At 68.0% G+C, this 16,215-nt stretch carries 12 protein-coding genes; 7 read left to right on the plus strand and 5 right to left on the minus strand.

Annotated features, from left to right (window positions below):
- Nucleotides 1-129: 129 nt before the first annotated feature.
- The gene (gene otsB / locus WS51_RS16070) at nt 130-882 is read left to right on the plus strand and encodes a trehalose-phosphatase (protein WP_059502836.1); all 753 of its coding nucleotides are present in this window, start codon (nt 130-132) and stop codon (nt 880-882) included.
- Nucleotides 879-2,255: an alpha,alpha-trehalose-phosphate synthase (UDP-forming) gene (gene otsA / locus WS51_RS16075; RefSeq protein WP_059447664.1), complete on the plus strand. Its 1,377-nt coding sequence runs from the start codon at nt 879-881 to the stop codon at nt 2,253-2,255. Before otsB ends, otsA begins: the two co-directional genes overlap by 4 nt.
- Before the next feature lie 96 nt (nt 2,256-2,351).
- On the opposite strand, the gene WS51_RS16080 is transcribed toward otsA, so the two are convergent.
- Nucleotides 2,352-4,181, minus strand: a complete 1,830-nt coding sequence (locus WS51_RS16080) for an ABC transporter ATP-binding protein (protein ID WP_059447663.1) — start codon at nt 4,179-4,181, stop codon at nt 2,352-2,354.
- A 570-nt stretch (nt 4,182-4,751) separates the two neighbouring features.
- On the opposite strand from WS51_RS16080, the gene WS51_RS16085 reads away from it, so the two are divergent.
- The 3 genes from WS51_RS16085 to WS51_RS16095 all read left to right on the plus strand — a co-directional run bounded on the left by WS51_RS16085 (nt 4,752) and on the right by WS51_RS16095 (nt 7,355).
- A complete protein-coding gene (locus WS51_RS16085; RefSeq protein ID WP_044844742.1) occupies nt 4,752-5,816 on the plus strand; it encodes a glycosyltransferase family 4 protein in 1,065 nt (354 codons plus the stop codon).
- A 236-nt stretch (nt 5,817-6,052) separates the two neighbouring features.
- The gene (locus WS51_RS16090; protein WP_059502831.1) at nt 6,053-6,853 is read left to right on the plus strand and encodes a hypothetical protein; all 801 of its coding nucleotides are present in this window, start codon (nt 6,053-6,055) and stop codon (nt 6,851-6,853) included.
- Between the two features lie 37 nt (nt 6,854-6,890).
- Nucleotides 6,891-7,355, plus strand: coding sequence for a DUF2214 family protein (locus WS51_RS16095; RefSeq protein WP_059447661.1), 465 nt, complete (start codon nt 6,891-6,893; stop codon nt 7,353-7,355).
- A 55-nt stretch (nt 7,356-7,410) separates the two neighbouring features.
- Here WS51_RS16095 and gudD read toward each other — a convergent pair whose 3' ends face one another.
- On the minus strand, nt 7,411-8,763 hold the full coding sequence (gene gudD, locus WS51_RS16100; protein ID WP_060297600.1) for a glucarate dehydratase: 1,353 nt from the start codon (nt 8,761-8,763) through the stop codon (nt 7,411-7,413).
- A gap of 425 nt (nt 8,764-9,188) precedes the next feature.
- On the opposite strand from gudD, the gene WS51_RS16105 reads away from it, so the two are divergent.
- On the plus strand, nt 9,189-9,950 hold the full coding sequence (locus WS51_RS16105; protein ID WP_059502827.1) for a FadR/GntR family transcriptional regulator: 762 nt from the start codon (nt 9,189-9,191) through the stop codon (nt 9,948-9,950).
- A gap of 218 nt (nt 9,951-10,168) precedes the next feature.
- On the opposite strand, the gene WS51_RS16110 is transcribed toward WS51_RS16105, so the two are convergent.
- From WS51_RS16110 to pdxY, 3 genes are all read right to left on the minus strand, one after another.
- Nucleotides 10,169-11,317, minus strand: a complete 1,149-nt coding sequence (locus tag WS51_RS16110; RefSeq protein WP_059447659.1) for a branched-chain amino acid ABC transporter substrate-binding protein — start codon at nt 11,315-11,317, stop codon at nt 10,169-10,171.
- 379 nt (nt 11,318-11,696) lie between these two features.
- Nucleotides 11,697-13,841: a phosphocholine-specific phospholipase C gene (locus tag WS51_RS16115; RefSeq protein WP_059771660.1), complete on the minus strand. Its 2,145-nt coding sequence runs from the start codon at nt 13,839-13,841 to the stop codon at nt 11,697-11,699.
- 274 nt (nt 13,842-14,115) lie between these two features.
- The gene (gene pdxY / locus WS51_RS16120; RefSeq protein WP_059447657.1) at nt 14,116-14,976 is read right to left on the minus strand and encodes a pyridoxal kinase PdxY; all 861 of its coding nucleotides are present in this window, start codon (nt 14,974-14,976) and stop codon (nt 14,116-14,118) included.
- Between the two features lie 174 nt (nt 14,977-15,150).
- Here pdxY and WS51_RS16125 point away from each other — a divergent pair, with 174 nt between their 5' ends.
- The gene (locus WS51_RS16125; protein ID WP_059447656.1) at nt 15,151-16,212 is read left to right on the plus strand and encodes an alpha/beta fold hydrolase; all 1,062 of its coding nucleotides are present in this window, start codon (nt 15,151-15,153) and stop codon (nt 16,210-16,212) included.
- The last annotated feature ends 3 nt before the right edge of the window (nt 16,213-16,215 follow it).

Raw genomic sequence — 16,215 nt, forward strand, 5'->3', positions numbered from 1 at the left:
GTGGCCGCGCGCGGCCCGCCCTCCGCCGGTTTCGCCCATCTCGATACGCAGGCGCGGTAAGATGCGCACAATTCCATTCTCGAAGCGGCGGCCGCGCGTTTGCCGGCCGCTCCTCAGACCATCGAATCGATGCAATCCGTTCCGGCTTCCCTGTCCCTGACCGATACCGCGTTCTTTTTCGACTTCGACGGCACGCTCGTCGAGCTGGCGCCGACGCCGGACAGCATTCACGTGCCGCCGTCGCTGCTGACGCTGCTCGACGAACTGCGGCGCCGCACGCACGGTGCGGTCGCTGTCGTGTCGGGTCGCGGCATCGACAATCTCGACACGTTCCTGAAAATGCCCGATCTGCCGATCGCGGGCCTGCACGGCGCCGAACGTCGCGATGCGAACGGCGACACGCAGCGTATCGGCTTCAACGACGAACGGCTGCTGCGCATCGAGCGCGAACTCGCGGCCATCGTCGACCGTCATCCGGGCATGCTGCTCGAGATCAAGGGCGCGGCCGTCGCGCTGCACTACCGCAACGCGCCCGAGCGCGAGCCGGTCGCGCGCGAAGCGGCCGAGCGCCTCGTCGCCGAATATGCGGATGCGTACGTGCTGCAACCCGGCAAGATGGTATTCGAGATCAAGCCGAAGGGCGTCGACAAGGGGCGCGCGCTGGCCGCGTTTCTCGACGAGCCGCCGTTCGCGGGCCGCATGCCGCTGTTCGCGGGCGACGACCTGACCGACGAGAAGGGCTTCGCGGTGGTCAATGCGCGCGGCGGCCTGTCGATCAAGGTCGGCGCGGGCGAGACGTCGGCCCGCACGCGGCTCGACTCGGTCGACGCATTGCACGAGCAGATCGCCCGCTGGCTTCACGCGGAGCAGCAAGGCGCATGAGTCGACTCATCATCGTTTCGAACCGCGTCGCCCCGATTTCGGAAGGCGAGCCGGCGGCGGGTGGTCTCGCGATCGGTGTGTACGACGCGCTGAAGGAGACGGGCGGCATGTGGTTCGGGTGGAGCGGCGAGGTGGTCGCGTCCGGTGCGCCGCAGATCCACATCGAGGAGCGCGGCCCCGTGACGTTCGCGACCGTCGGGTTGTCGCGCCGCGATTACGACCAGTACTACCGCGGTTTCTCGAACGCGACGCTGTGGCCCGCGTTTCATTACCGGGCGGACCTGATCCAGTACGATCGCCACGAGTTCGAAGGCTACGGCCGCGTGAACGTGTGGCTCGCGCAGCAGCTCGTGCCGCTGCTGCAGGACGACGACGTGATCTGGGTGCACGACTATCACCTGATCCCGTTCGCACGTGCGCTGCGCGCGGCCGGCGTGAAGAACCGCATCGGCTTTTTCCTGCACATCCCGTTTCCGGCCGCGCAGGTGCTCGTCAACGTGCCGCCGCATCGCGAGCTCGTCGAGTCGCTGTGCGCGTTCGACCTGCTCGGCTTCCAGACCGAGCCGGACCTGCGCGCGTTCTGCGACTACATCGAATTCGAGGCCGGCGGCGAAGTGGCGCGCGAAGGGCGCACGATGCGCGTCAGCGCGTTCGGCAACACGCTGCGTGCGGCCGCGTATCCGATCGGCGTGTATCCGGACGAGATCGCGTCGCTCGCGCAGGCCGGCGAGCACGGCAAGGCCGCGCGCATGGCCACGTCGCTGCGCGGGCGCCAGCTGATCATGAGCGTCGACCGGCTCGACTATTCGAAAGGGCTCGTCGAGCGGTTCCGCGCATTCGAGAAGCTGCTGGAGCATCAGGCGTCGATCCGCAACCGCGTGTCGTTCCTGCAGATCGCGCCGTCGACGCGGGCCGACCTGCGCGCGTACCAGGACATCCGCCTGCAGCTCGAGGCGGAGTCGGGGCGTATCAACGGCCGCTACGCGGAGCTCGACTGGGCGCCGATCCTCTACATTCACCGCCAGTACGACCGGCAGGTGCTGGCCGCGCTGTATCGCCTCGCGCGCGTGGGCTTCGTGACGCCGCTGCGCGACGGCATGAACCTCGTCGCGAAGGAGTACGTGTCCGCGCAGAATCCGGAGGATCCGGGCGTGCTCGTGCTGTCGCGTTTCGCGGGTGCCGCGCGCGAACTTACGGGCGCGCTGATCGTCAATCCGATCGACATCGACGGGATGGCCGATGCGCTGTCGCAGGCGCTGACGATGCCGCTTGCCGAGCGGCGCGCGCGTTATGCGGACATGATCGCGCAGCTGCGCGAGAACAACGTGTCGGTGTGGCGCGACAACTTCCTGCGCGACCTGCAGCGCGTGTAACGCGCGCGCCGCGCGGCGGCGCTCGCGTGACGCCATGAAAAAAAGCCGCCGTGCCCGGTGCACGGCGGCTTTTTTTGTCGGCTGCGCGTCGCGGCGTCAGGCCACGCGTGCGCCGGTCGGTGTGGTGCCGTCGGGCACGTGATGGCGGCCGTGCTGCTTCGCGAGCAGGTCGCGGTACAGGCCCGGGCGGTTGCGCAGCACGTCGGGGCTGCCGTCGTCGATCACCTTGCCGTTGCTCATCACGATGATCCGGTCGAAGTTGCGCAGCGTCGACAGGCGGTGCGCGATCGCGATCACCGTGCGGCCGACCATCAGGCGGTCGAGTGCGCTCTGGATCGCTTCCTCGGATGCGCTGTCGAGTGCGGAGGTCGCCTCGTCGAGCAGCAGGATCGGCGCGTCCTTCAGGATTGCGCGCGCGATCGCGATGCGCTGGCGCTGGCCGCCCGACAGCTTCACGCCACGGTCGCCGACGATGGTGTCATAGCCTTCCGGCATCGCCTCGATGAACTCCGCGCAGCGGGCATCGCGCGCGGCCGCGAGCACTTCCTCGCGGGTCGCATCGGGGCGGCCGTACGCGATGTTGTCGTAGATGGTCCGGTGCAGCAGCGAGATGTCCTGCGGCACGAGCGCGATCGCGTGGCGCAGGCTGTCCTGCGTGATGGTCTTCACGTCCTGACCGTCGACCTTCACGGCGCCGTCCTGCGTATCGTAGAAGCGCTGCAGCAGCGCGAGCACGGTCGACTTGCCGGCGCCCGACTTGCCGATCAGGCCGACGCGCTGGCCCGGCTCGATATGAAGATCGAAGTGATCGAGGATCGCGCGGCGGTGCGGATAAGCGAACGTCACGCGCTCGAAATCGACGCGCCCGCCCTTGGCCGACAGCGGCTGCGCGTCGGAGCGGTCGGGCATTCCGTGCGGCTCGAGCAGCGTCTTCACGGCTTCGGACAGGCGTGCGACGTGCTGCGTGACGTCGACGAGCGCGACCGCCAGATCGCGCGTGCCGTGCAGGATCGTGAAGCCGAGCGAGCTGACGAGCACGATGTCGCCGGAGGTCGCGCGGCCCTGGTCCCACAGCCACAGCGCCCAGCCGAGCAGGCCGGCGGACAGCATCGCGGTGATCACCGCGTGCAGCAGCCGCAGTTTCTCGAGATACAGCAGGCTTTGCTGGCGCGCGTCCATCTCGGCCTTCACCGTCGCGCTGAAGCGCTTCTGTTCGCGCAGCGTCATCCCGAACGCACGCACGAGGCCCATGTTGCCGATCACGTCGACGAGCTCGCCGTCGACCGCGGCGGCTTTCGCCGCGAACGCGTGATGGCGCGCGGAGCCGCGCCCGGCGAGCTTGAACAGCACGACCGAGAGCACGGCCGAACAGCCGAGCAGGCCGGCAGCCATCAGCGGGTTCACGACGATGATCATCAGGATCGCGCCCATCACCGCGATGCACGGCGGCAGCACGTTCCAGGCCATCGTGTTCTCGGACGTGTAGACGGCGTTCGACGTGGCCGTGATGCGGCTCGCGAGCGTGCCCGGCTGCTTTTCCGAGTAATAGGTCGGCGAATGGCCGATCAGGTACTGGAACAGGTCGCGCCGCAGGTCGCCGGTGACCGCGACGAACGTGTGCGCGGCGACCCAGCCGCCGACGCGCCACAGCAGGTTGTCGGCCGCGATCAGCCCGACGAGCAGCGCGAATGCGCTCCACAGCGGGCCCGGATGATGGCGCCCGGTCGCGAGCACGTCGATCAGGTGCTTGATCGCATATTGCGAGCCGAGCGCGCAGCCGACGGCGGCCAGCACACTGCAGAGCACGATCAGGTGCGCGACGGGATGCAGGCGGATGTAGCGGAACAGGAACGCGATCGGCCGATGCGCGTAGCTCGACAGCTTCGCGTTGTGGGCGTTGCGCTGGGCAGGGGTGAGAGATTCCAAAATATGCGTGCGGTGATTCGGTGATTGAGCGGTTCGGCTGGATCGCAGCCCACGGGGCGCTCGGACTGAATAATCCGGCATTGTAAACAAGGCCGTGCATTGCGCTGCGCGAATTCTTGCGCTGGCCAGGGGCGCACGGCCAATTTTGAGATAAAATCCGGCATCCTCATCCTGCCTGCCGCATGCGCCGGAATTGCGACACCGGCAGCGACGGGAGGACCCGGAACGCCAAAAGGGCCTTCCACTCTAGAACGGACGCCCAAGTCCGCGGGTTGCAAAGTGTTGCGCCTTTGTAACAAAGTAAAGTGTTTGAAATGTTGTCCGCCGTATCGGGATTAACCCTAGATAATCGGCTCCGGGTTCGAGTCCAGGTTTTTACGAACCCCTGTCAACGGGTCTTCGTTTCAAACGTTCTATGCCTGTCGCGTCGCCGACGCTCCTTGTGCAGCGCGGGTTCGACGCCCCCGGCAGGCTGATTCGTCCGATCTTCGGACGAAATGCATCCAGCCCGGACCGCCGGCAGGTTGCCGACCCATACCTGGTTTTTAGCCGATTTTTTAGGAGTTACGCATGCGAATCGCCCAAATCGCTCCGTTGCACGAAGCGGTGCCCCCGAAACTGTACGGTGGTACCGAGCGAGTGGTGTCCTATCTCACCGAAGCGCTCGTCGAGATGGGCCATGACGTCACGCTCTTCGCGAGCGGCGATTCGCAAACGTCGGCGAAGCTCGAAGCGTGCTGGCCGCAGGCGCTGCGCCTCGACCCGACGATCCGCGACGTGATGGCCCCGCACATGCTGCTGCTCGAGCAGGTGCGCCGCCGTGCGGAAGAGTTCGACGTCCTGCACTGCCATATCGACTACTACCCGTTCTCGCTGTTCTCGCGCCAGCCGGTCCCGCATCTGACGACGATGCACGGCCGTCTCGACCTGCCGGAACTGCAGCCGATCTTCAACGCGTTCAGCGACGTGCCGGTCGTGTCGATCTCCGACAACCAGCGCATTCCGCTGCCGCAGGCGAACTGGCTGTCGACCGTGTACCACGGCCTGCCGGAAAACCTGCTGACGCCGATCCCGAACGTGAAGCCGAGCTACCTCGCATTCCTCGGCCGCATCTCGCCGGAGAAGCGCGTCGACACCGCGATTCGCATCGCCGAGCAGGCCGGCCTGCCGATCAAGATCGCCGCGAAGCTCGACAAGGCCGACCGCGCGTACTACGAAGAGAAGATCAAGCCGCTGTTCGCGCTGCCGCACGTCGAGTACATCGGCGAAATCAGCGAGTCGGAAAAGACCGAATTCCTGGGCAACGCGCACGCGCTGCTGTTCCCGATCGACTGGCCGGAGCCGTTCGGCCTGGTGATGATCGAGGCGATGGCGTGCGGCACGCCGGTGATCGCGTTCAAGCGCGGTTCGGTGCCGGAAGTGATCGAGAACGGCGTGTCGGGCTTCGTCGTCGAAGACGAACTGTCGGCCGTCGCGGCGCTCAAGCGTCTCGATACGCTGCCGCGCGAGAAGGTGCGCGCCGCGTTCGAGGCACGCTTCTCGTCGAAGGTGATGGCGCAGAACTACGTGAAGGGCTACGAGGAACTGCTGCGCCAGAAGCGCCGCACGGTGCTGCGCGAAGTCAACGCAGGCTGATGCCGGCGCGCCGGCCGCGCAGCGGCTGAAGCCGTCATCGACGCCCCGTCCGGGTCCCCGGCGGGGCGTTGTCACATCTGCGGCGCGGATCTGTTGTATTCTCGCCGCGCCCGGCGCCGCGAACGGCCCCGGAACCGGGACGGCACGCCATCCGGGCGTCTGTCCAGACGGTAATGTCCCTATAATGGCCGTGCCGTGAAATCCGGCCCCGCACGAACATCGAGAGGAGAGCAGTCTTGGCGAGATCGAAAACCACGCGCGCAGCGCCGGCCCCCGGCGCCGGCGTGATCTTCGCGTTGCGCGCGATCGGTCTCGTGCTGCTCGCGCGCTGGCTGTTCTCGATGTCCCAGATGGGCTATCGCGCGTCGCTGTCGGCGATGGTGTCGTCGCCCTGGGCGTTCGTCTATCTCGTGCTGATCTTCCTGCTGCTCGCGCTGCCGGGCGCTGCTGCGCGCGCCGAGCGGCCGTTCCATCCGCTGCCGCAATGGCTGCGTCAGGCGCTGCGCGTTTTCGCGCTGATCGGTTTCCTGTTTGCCGTGTGGTCGATCGGCGCGTTCGCATGGGCGGCCGGCTGGCGCCGTGCGCTGCACGCGGTGACGGCGACCAACGGCTGGCTCCTCGCGGCGCCGGCGCTGTATGCGGCGATCGTGTGGATGTGCCGCCCGCGGCCGCTGTGGCGCACCAATGTTGCCGCGCGCCGCTTCGCGGTCGGCCGCTACGCCATCTCGCTCGATACGCTTACGCGCACCGCGATCGTGTGGATGGAGAGCCGCAAGGTCGGCCAGTACGACGCGCGCGAACTGTCGGTACGCTGGCCGGGCCGCGGCGCGGCCGGCGCGGTCGAGCAGGCGGCGCCGGCGGCTGCTGTGCCGCCGCGTCGCGGCAGCTTGTTTCGGCGGCCGCAGGTGGAACTGCTGTGGGATTCGCCGGCGGCCGTCGGCCATAACCGGCAGATCGTGATGCGCGCACCGCTCGCGACCGAAGGCGACCGCGTTGCGGTGCTCGCGCTCGACGCCGCGCTCAAACAGATCGTCTGACAAGGCCTGCGCGGCGCGCGGGCGACACGGAGGCACAATGATCGTTCGCTGGTTGCTGGCAGCCGTTCACCTGATGGCGTTCGGCGTCGCGTTCGCCGCGATCGCGGGGCGCAACCGCGCGCTGCGCCGGGTCATCGCATCGGCGCAGGCCGCCGACCTGCCCGGCGTGTTCAAGGCCGACGCGGCCTGGGGATTGTCCGCGCTGGTGCTGATCGCAACCGGGCTCACACGCGCGTTCGGCGGCTTCGAGAAGGGCGCCGCATATTACCTTCACGAGCCGCTCTTTCACGTCAAGATGACCGCGCTCGTGTTGATCCTGCTGCTCGAGATCGTGCCGATGCTCGGGCTGATCCGCTGGCGCATCGCCGCGCGGCAACGGCAAATGCCCGATCTGGGCCGCGCACGAACCTATGTGCGGATCGGCCACTGGCAGGCCATGCTCGTGATGGTCATCGTGTTCGCCGCGTCGGGAATGGCGCGGGGGATCGGGCTGGCCGGATAGGCTCAGCCGGCCAGGACTTTCGACCGGGCGGGCCGCCGCCCGGCGCGTCCCGCGCTCAGCGCACGAGGCACGGGCGCTTGTTGTTGAACGTCCATCCCGGAATCAGATACTGCATCGCGGCTGCATCGTCGCGCGCGCCGAGCGCATGTTGCTTGTACAGCTCGTGCGCGCGCGCGACCGCATCCATGTCGATGTCGACGCCGAGGCCCGGACGCCTCGGCACTTCCACGAGCCCGTTCTCGATCTTCAGCGGCTCGCGCGTCAGCCGTTCGCCGTCCTGCCAGATCCAGTGCGTGTCGATCGCGGTAACCTGGCCGGGCGCGGCGGCCGCGACGTGCGTGAACATCGCGAGCGACACGTCGAAGTGATTGTTCGAATGCGAACCCCACGTGAGGCCCCAGTCGCGGCACATCTGCGCGACGCGCACCGAGCCCTGCATCGTCCAGAAGTGCGGATCGGCCAGCGGGATGTCGACCGCCTGCAACTGCACCGCGTGGCCCATCTGCCGCCAGTCGGTCGCGATCATGTTGGTCGCCGTCGGCAGCCCGGTCGCGCGGCGGAATTCGGCCATCACCTCGCGGCCCGAGTAGCCGTTTTCCGCACCGCACGGATCTTCCGCATACGCGAGCACGTGATGCAGGTCGCGGCACAGCCGCACGGCCTCGTCGAGCGACCATGCGCCGTTCGGATCGAGCGTCACGCGCGCGTCGGGGAAGCGCTCGGCGAGCGCCGTCACGGCTTCGACCTCGCGTGCGCCTTCGAACACGCCGCCCTTCAGCTTGAAATCGTTGAACCCGTAGCGCGCATGCGCGGCTTCGGCGAGGCGCACGACCGCCTCGGGCGTGAGCGCGGCCTCGTCGCGTACGCGTGTCCAGTCGTCGGTCGCGTCGCGCCCGTCGCGATAGGGCAGCGCGGTTTGCTTGCGGTCGCCGATGTAGAACAGGTACCCGAGCATTTCGACGCGCTCGCGCTGCTGTCCCTCGCCGAGCAGGGCGGCCACGGGCACGCCGAGATGCTGGCCGAGCAGGTCGAGCAGCGCGGCTTCGAGCGCGGTGACCGCGTGGATCGTGGTGCGCAGGTCGAAGGTCTGCAGCCCGCGGCCGCTCGCGTCGCGGTCGGCAAAGGTGCGCCGCACGTCGTTGAGCACCGCATGGTAGTTGCCGACCGGCTGGCCGACGACGAGCGCGCGTGCATCGTCGAGCGTGCGGCGGATGCTTTCGCCGCCCGGCACCTCGCCGACGCCGGTGCGGCCCGCGCTGTCCTTCAGGATCACGAGGTTGCGGGTGAAGAACGGGCCGTGCGCGCCGCTCAGGTTGAGCAGCATGCTGTCGTGGCCGGCGACCGGAATGGCTTGCAGCTCGACGATGCGTGGCGTGTCGTGGGTAGGCGAGGCAGTGACGGCGTTCATGGCGGCGATGGCGAAAGAGTGGGCGATGCCGTGCGGCAAAAGCTTTGCCGCGCGCGGCGGGAGGTGCGATCATTCGACAACCGACGTGCGCGGCACGCAAGCCCGCATGTCGACGGCAACCCGACAGGGTGAGGGCGACCCGCTCGATGCCGGCGTCGCGGCAGACCAGAGCAAGCGCGGATGGCGTGCTTCGGCCGACCGTGAAACCGGACGCCGGCAGCCGCGCGCAAGCGCGAATGCCGGCCGATCGCGAACCACGGGACCCGGCAGGCGCTGGTGCGCCGGCCGCGGTCAACAGGAGATCCGTGTCGCGATCATCAGTCGTCGGATGACTTGTGACGCAGTATAATGAATCATCGGCGTTCGCTCAAACCCCGCGTAAACCCTCGGCTCACATTACGATCATTCAAAAAGGAACCGGCCTCATGTCCGTGCCCACGCTTCCCGCAGCGCCGCGCCGTCGCGCACGCAGCCTCGCACAAGATGTCGTCGACGCGCTGACCGCGCAGATCGAAAACGGCACGCTGCGTCCCGGCGACAAGCTGCCGACCGAAACCGAAGTCATGGCGGCGCAGGGCGTCAGCCGCACGGTCGTGCGCGAAGCGATCTCGCGGATGCAGGCGAGCGGCCTCATCGAGACGCGCCACGGCATCGGCAGCTTCGTGCTCGAACCGACGCGCCGTCAGACGCTCGGCATCGATCCGGCGACCATCACGACGCTGCGCGACGTGCTTGCCGTGCTCGAACTGCGTATCAGCCTCGAAAGCGAATGCGCGAGCCTCGCCGCGCAGCGCGCGAACGATACCGACCTGGCCGCGCTGCGGCGTGCGCTCGATGCGATCGCGTCGGGGGCGGGCGGCGGCCGCGACACCGCGCAGCTCGATTTCCAGTTCCATCTGCAGATCGCGCAGTCCACCGGCAACCGCTACTTCGTCGACATCATGACGCAGCTGGGCGCGTCGATCATTCCGCGCACGCGCGTGAATTCCGCGCGTTTTGCCGGTGACGACCTCGAGCGCTATGTCGGCCGGCTCAATCACGAGCATGAAGACATTTACGAAGCGATCGCGCGTCACGACCCGGAAGCCGCGCGCGCCGCGATGCGCACGCACCTGACCAACAGCCGCGAACGGCTGCGCCGTGCGCACGAGGCGGCCGAGGCGGAGCGCGACACGCAGGCGGGCTGACGAGACGCTCCCCCGCGCGGCCCGCGCATCGCCGCGGGTCAAGGTGAATATCGTCGAAACATCAGTCGTCGTATGAGGTCGGCGCCAATTGTGCCGATCGTTTTATTGCCGGCTGCGCATCCGCCGGTACGCGCATCATCCAAAGAGGGCGAGGCGGTGTCGCGCCATCGCCCGCGCCGGGGCGGCGGCCCGGCTACCCGGGCCGCCGCTCCGCCCGATCAGCCTCCCTTCGTCACGATGGTCTTCCACGCACCGTTCTTCACCTGATAAAGCGTCGACATCCCGCTCTTGAGCGAGCCATCATTCGCGAACGAGATGCGGCCGGTGACACCTTCGAAGTCGATCTTCTTCAACGCCGGGCGATAGACCTTCGGATCGGTCGAGTTGGCCGCCTGCATCGCCTTGATCGCCGCCCACGCCGCGTCGTAGCCGAACTGCGCATACGACAGCACGTCGACACCGAAGCGCTTCTTGAACCGCTGCTCGAAATCCTTGCCCTGCGGCAGCTCGTCGAGCGGCCGTCCGTATTCCCACGCCATCGCGCCTTCCGCGGCCGGGCCCGCGATCTTGATGAACTCGTTGTCCTTCACGCCGCCGCCGCCGACGAACTGCGCATTCAATCCGAGCTGGCGCATCTGCTTGATGAAGTTCGCGGCGAGCGAGTCGAGCCCGCCGAAGAAGATCAGGTCGGGGTTCTTGCCCTTCAGGCTCGTGATCTGCGCGCGGAAGTCGACCGCCTGGTTGCTGGTGAACTCGCGGCCGATGATGTTGCCGCCGGCTGCCTTCACCGCCTTCTCGAACTCGTCGGCCTCGCCCTGCCCGAACGCGGTGCGATCGTCGATGATCGCGATGCGCTTCGCCTTGGTCACGTCCACGGCGTACTTGCCGGCGTTGCCGGCGTTCTGGCCGTCGGTCGCGATCACCATGAACATGTTCGCGAGCCCGCGCGACGTGAGCGTCGGGTTGGTGGCGGCCGGATCGATCACCGGAATGCCGGCCTTGTCGTAGACCACCGACGCCGGGATCGTCGTGCCCGAGTTGAAGTGGCCGACCACCACCGACACGTTCTGGTCGACGAGCGCCTGCGCGGCCTGCACGCCGATACGCGGGTCGGCCTGGTCGTCCTGCACGACGAGGTTGAAGTGCGCGGGCTTGCCGGCGATCTGGATCTTCTGCGCGGCCGCGTCGTCGAGCGCGAGCTGCACGCCGTTCTGGAGATCCTTGCCGTAACCGGCGTTCACGCCGGTGAGCGGCGCGGCGAAGCCGATCTTGACGTCGGTCGAGTCGGCCGCCTGGGCGACCTGTTGCGAGAGGAGAGCTACCGCGGATACGACCGATACCGACAACAGGGAATGACGGAATTTCATCTTCGTTCCTCTTGTTCTTACACCAGCGGGTGGGTACCGCACGCAGCCGGCGGGCCGGATGCGTGCGACGGGCGGGCGGTTCGACCGCTTCTCGGAATCGGGCGGGGAGGTCGGCATGTTGGTGCTTCCCGGAAGAATCTCCCGTCAGGCTCTGCGAGGAGCCCCGATCGCCTCGATATATAGGTCGCCGATATGTGCGGGTCTTGGCGATTTGCCGCGCATTCGATGCGGATTTGCGCATAGCTTCCACGCGAGCGCGGGCGGCCGGTATCGGGAGTTTCCCGTCGCGGGCGCGGCGGGCAGGGAGGCGGGACAACGGCGGCGGTGCGGGTACGGGCACGGCGCGGCCCGCCGGGGCCGCGCCGCGTCATGAGGGCCGTCAGTCGGACAGCGCGTCCGATGCGGCTTCGGCGTCGTCGTGCGCCGCGGTCGTGCGGATCAGCGGGTCGCTGGTGCTGGGGCGGCCGGTTTCGACGTGGCCGGCGAAGCGGCGCTGGAAGCCGAGCGGCTTGCCGTCGGTGACGGTCAGGTCGTACCAGCCGTTGCTGCCGCGCAGGTCCCAGTAGTCGTCGACGTGCGTTCCCGGCTTGAGCTCGAACTCACGCGCATGGCCGTGACCGTATGCGTTCGTCACCTTGAGCCGCACGGTCTTGTGGCCGCGGTTCATCAGGCGCAGCGTGATGTTGCCGTTCGCGACGTCGTAGCCGTAGATCACCTCGGGATTGACGCTCGCGGGGCCGACCGCCGACGCGGCGGGGCTGCGGAAGTGGCAATAGAAGCCGTTCGGGCCGTACACGTCGAGGTCGTACAGGCCGAGCGACGGCGCCGGGCTCCACGTGTCCGAGAGCCGCTTGCCGGCCTCGACCGTGTAGGTCCACGGGCCGTCGACGCGATTGCGCGCCTGAACCTGGAACGCCGCACCCGCGGTGCCGGTGTTCGCGAAGGTCAGCCGGAACTGGCCGCTCGCGTTGTCGATCCGGCCATGCACGAACAGTTCGTACGGCAGCGCGCGCGCCGGACGCAGGCCGGCCTCCTGCTTCGGCAGGTGCTGGACGACCGGCGGCACCGGGATGTAGTCGGGGTGACGGTTGCGGTCGGGCGGCGCGTAGCCGCTCGTGTCCGGGAGCTGCGGCCAGCTTGCGTCGGGGCTCGCGAAGTCGAACGCAGACGTCAGGTTGCCGCACACCGCGCGGCGCCACGGCGACACGTTCGCCGCGGTGACCGCGTATTGCCCGCCGAAGCGCGCTTCGATGAATTGCAGCAGCGACGTGTGATCGAAGGTCTGCGAGCAAACCCAGCCGCCCTTGGTCCACGGCGACACCACCAGCATCGGCACACGCGGCCCGAGCCCGTACGGGCCGGCCATGTGCGATGCGTCGCCGGCGAATACCTCGTTGGTCGTCGCGACCGTCGACAGCCCGTTGTCGCGCGACTGCGGCGCGAACGGCGGCTGTACGTGGTCGAAGAAGCCGTCGTTCTCGTCGTAGGTGATGAACAGCGCGGTCTTGCTCCACACGTCGGGATTCGACACGAGCGCCTTCAGCACCTGCTCGATGTACCACGCGCCGTAGTTCGCCGGCCAGTTCGGGTGTTCCGAGTACGCTTCCGGCGCGCAGATCCACGACACCTGCGGCAGCGTGCCGTTCTTCACGTCCTGCTGCAGGATGTCGAACAGCGTGCCGCCGGCGCTGATGTTGGTGCCGGTGCGCGCCTTGTCGTACAGCGGCGTGCCGGGCAGCGCGGTGCGGTACTGGTTGAAGTAGAGCAGCGCGTTGTCGCCGTAGTTGCCGATGTACGGGTTCTGCGTCCAGCCCCAGGAGCCGTTCGCGTCGAGCCCCGTGCCGACGTCCTGGTAGATCTTCCACGACACGCCGGCCTGCTCGAGCACTTCCGGATAGGTCGTCCAGCCGTAGCCCTTTTCCTCGTTGCCGAGCACGGGGCCGCCGCCCGTGCCGTCGTTGCCGACGTAGCCGGTCCACATGTAGTAGCGGTTCGGGTCGGTCGAGCTCGGGATCGCGCAGTGGTACGCGTCGCAGATCGTGAATGCGTCGGCGAGCTGGTAGTGGAACGGGATGTCGTCGCGCTTCAGGTACGCCATCGTCGTGGTGCCCTTGTTCGGCACCCACTGGTCGTAGCGGCCCTTGTTCCATGCGGCGTGCATGTCCTGCCAGCCGTGCGGGAGGTCCTGCAGGAACTGCAGGCCGAGCTTGTCGGCGCCCGGGTGGAACGGCAGCAGCTCGGCCGGGCCGACCGGCTGATGGAACACCGACTTGCCGTTCGCGAGGCGTAGCGGGCGCGGGTCACCGAAGCCGCGGACACCGCGCATCGTGCCGAAGTAATGGTCGAACGAACGATTCTCCTGCATCAGGATCACGATGTGTTCGATATCGCGGATCGTGCCGGTACGGCGGTTCGCGGGAATGGCGAGCGCATCGCGGATCACGGGCGGGAACAGGTTCAGCGCGGCGGCGCCGGCGGTGCCGGCGGCAACGCGCAGGAAGTCACGACGGTTCGATCGGGTCATGGTCGTTATCGTGCGTTAAAGGGGGAGCCGGTTGGCGGGACATGCGGAAAAAAGCGGGCGCGTCAACGGTGCAGGATGCGGCTGCGCCGGTCGTGCCGCCGCGAGCATAGCGGGGATTCGGTGTCATTCATGTGAAGTCCGAAAACGTTTGCACGGCAATCGGACGGAACGCACACGGCGCGGCGCCGACGATCGGGTTGCGGAGAGCGACGCGAGAGGCAGGGGCGGCGCGGGGGAAAGGCCCGAGAAGCGGGCCGGCGGCGATGCGCGGGCGTCAGGCGTCCGTGACCCACGCGCCGAACCATTCGCTCGGGCGGGCGATTTCATCCTGCGCGGCGACGAGTTCGAGCTCGTAGCGGCGCGCATCGTAGGTCGCCTTCACGACCGCGTGCACGGCCGCGAGCGTGTGCTCGAACGCGGCGCGCACCGAGTCGCCGCGCAGCCGGCGCGCGACGAAGATCGCGCTGGTGAGGTCGCCGACGCCGACCGGATGGCGCGGAAACGCATACAGCGGGCGCTGGCCGATCCACGCTTCGGTCTCGGTGACGGCGAGCATGTTGAAGCGGTCGGCCGGGCTGTTGCGGTCGTGCAGATGCTTGACGAGGATGATCTTCGGGCCGCGGCGGATCAGCGCGCGGCACGCGTCGACGGCTTCGGCGACGGTCTCGATGCGCCGCCCGGCGAGCTTCTGCAGCTCGGTGTGGTTCGGCGACATGCCGTCCGCGAGCGCCGGCATCTCCTGGACGATGAATTCCTCGACGCCCGGCTCGGGCCGGATGCCGCCCGTCTGGCCGAGCGCCGGATCGCAGAAGTACCACGCGTTCGGGTTCATCGCCTTCACCGAGCGCACGATCTCGACGGTTGCGCGCGCCTGCGCCGGCGAGCCGACGAAGCCGGACAGCACCGCATCGCAGCGCTTGAGCGCGCCGATCGCCGCGACGCCGTCGACGAGCTGCTCCATCTTCGCGGCGTCGATCGCGCTGCCGGCCCAGTGACCGTACTGCATGTGATTCGACAGCTGGACGGTGTTGAGCGGCCAGACGTTGACGCCGAGGCGCTGCATCGGGAACACGGCCGCGCTGTTGCCGGCGTGCCCGTAGATGACGTGCGACTGAATGCTGAGGACGTTTTTCATGTGCGTTCGCCTGCAGGCGTTTCAGGGTCACGTCACAAGATACCCGAGATCGTCGCATGCGCGAAAGTCGCGCGGCGATCGACTGTTGCGCGCCGTCGTCAGCCTGACCGCGTAGAATCGCGGGGCGCGCAGCCGTCTGGCTGCCCGCGTGCATTTCCCCTTACCGTGAGCGCCATGCCTTCGATTTGCAAGATGTTGTCCCTCGCGCGCGCCGCCGTGCTCGGCGCGGGTGCCGTCGCCGCATGCGTGACGGCGGCCGCGGCTGCCGCACCGGCGCCGGCCGGTAACGACGGGCCCGCGTACGGCCCCCGCCTGGAAGGCTTCGCGTATCCCGAGCCGGTGCACCGCTACGCGTTCGTGTCCCAGCGCGAAACCCTCGAGATGATGTACATGGACGTGCAGCCGGCGCACCCGAACGGGCGCACCGTCGTGCTGCTGCACGGGAAGAACTTCTGCGCGGCGACGTGGGAGGACACGATCGGCGTGCTGAGCCGCGCCGGCTATCGCGTGATCGCGCCGGACCAGATCGGCTTCTGCAAGTCGTCGAAGCCCGAGCGCTACCAGTTCAGCTTCCAGCAGCTCGCGCGCAACACGCATGCGCTGCTCGAATCGATCGGCGTGAAGTCGGCGACGATCGTCGGCCATTCGACGGGCGGGATGCTCGCGATGCGCTACGCGCTGACGTACCCGAAGGCGACCGAGCAGCTCGTGCTGGTGAACCCGATCGGCCTCGAGGACTGGAAGGCGCTCGGCGTGCCGCCGCTGTCGGTCGATTACTGGTATGCACGCGAGCAGAAGACGACGGCCGACGGAATCCGCCGCTACGAGCAGGCGACCTACTACGCGGGCAAGTGGGCGCCGTCCTACGAGCGCTGGGTGCAGATGCTCGCCGGCATGTATCGCGGCCCGGGGCGCGACGCGGTCGCGTGGAATTCCGCGCTGATCTACGACATGATCCTCACGCAGCCGGTGGTGTACGAACTCGGCGCGATCCGCGTGCCGACGCTGCTGCTGATCGGCGACAAGGACACGACCGCGATCGGCAAGGACGTGGCGCCGCCCGACGTGCACGCGAAGCTCGGTCGTTATCCGGAACTCGCCAAGCGCACGCAGGCGGCGATCCCCGGCGCGCAACTCGTCGAATTTCCCGCGCTCGGGCACGCGCCGCAGATCCAGGATCCGGACGCGTTCCACAAGGCGCTGCTCGACGGGCTGGCTGCGGTGCACCCGCAGTGACGC

This window comes from Burkholderia territorii (assembly GCF_001718335.1).
Lineage (GTDB): Bacteria > Pseudomonadota > Gammaproteobacteria > Burkholderiales > Burkholderiaceae > Burkholderia > Burkholderia territorii.

Coding starts and splice junctions, on each gene's coding strand:
- gudD (WP_060297600.1), bottom strand. CDS start 8,763: ATGAACGCCGTCACTGCCTCGCCTACCCACGACACGCCACGCATCGTC.
- otsA (WP_059447664.1), top strand. CDS start 879: ATGAGTCGACTCATCATCGTTTCGAACCGCGTCGCCCCGATTTCGGAA.
- WS51_RS16105 (WP_059502827.1), top strand. CDS start 9,189: ATGTCCGTGCCCACGCTTCCCGCAGCGCCGCGCCGTCGCGCACGCAGC.
- WS51_RS16125 (WP_059447656.1), top strand. CDS start 15,151: ATGCCTTCGATTTGCAAGATGTTGTCCCTCGCGCGCGCCGCCGTGCTC.
- WS51_RS16085 (WP_044844742.1), top strand. CDS start 4,752: ATGCGAATCGCCCAAATCGCTCCGTTGCACGAAGCGGTGCCCCCGAAA.
- WS51_RS16110 (WP_059447659.1), bottom strand. CDS start 11,317: ATGAAATTCCGTCATTCCCTGTTGTCGGTATCGGTCGTATCCGCGGTA.
- otsB (WP_059502836.1), top strand. CDS start 130: ATGCAATCCGTTCCGGCTTCCCTGTCCCTGACCGATACCGCGTTCTTT.
- WS51_RS16095 (WP_059447661.1), top strand. CDS start 6,891: ATGATCGTTCGCTGGTTGCTGGCAGCCGTTCACCTGATGGCGTTCGGC.
- WS51_RS16115 (WP_059771660.1), bottom strand. CDS start 13,841: ATGACCCGATCGAACCGTCGTGACTTCCTGCGCGTTGCCGCCGGCACC.
- pdxY (WP_059447657.1), bottom strand. CDS start 14,976: ATGAAAAACGTCCTCAGCATTCAGTCGCACGTCATCTACGGGCACGCC.